This is a genomic window from uncultured Mesonia sp. (assembly GCA_947499595.1).
Classification (GTDB): Bacteria; Bacteroidota; Bacteroidia; order Flavobacteriales; family Flavobacteriaceae; genus Mesonia; species Mesonia sediminis.
Genome location: CANMOY010000072.1, coordinates 1 through 203, shown reverse-complemented (window position 1 = coordinate 203; position 203 = coordinate 1). Strand labels below are relative to the sequence as shown.

Below are 203 nucleotides of genomic sequence, written 5' to 3'. Positions count from 1 at the left end.
GTATGACCGAACAGTATGATCCTTATGAAAACGCAGTTGCAGAGCGTATTAACAGGACGCTTAAATATGAATATGGATTAAAACAAACGATTAAAAACACTGAATTAGCGCAGAATATGACTGCACAAGCAGTGTATATTTACAATAACCTAAGAACACATTTTAGCCTGGATTTAAGAAAGCCAGCTGAAGTCCACAAAAAT

At 35.5% G+C, this 203-nt stretch carries 1 protein-coding gene; it reads left to right on the top strand.

All coding sequences use genetic code 11. From position 1 onward, the window contains the following. Nucleotides 1–203: integrase core domain-containing protein (locus ACH2AZ_RS12605; RefSeq protein WP_394908116.1), on the top strand; the 203-nt coding region annotated here is incomplete at both ends.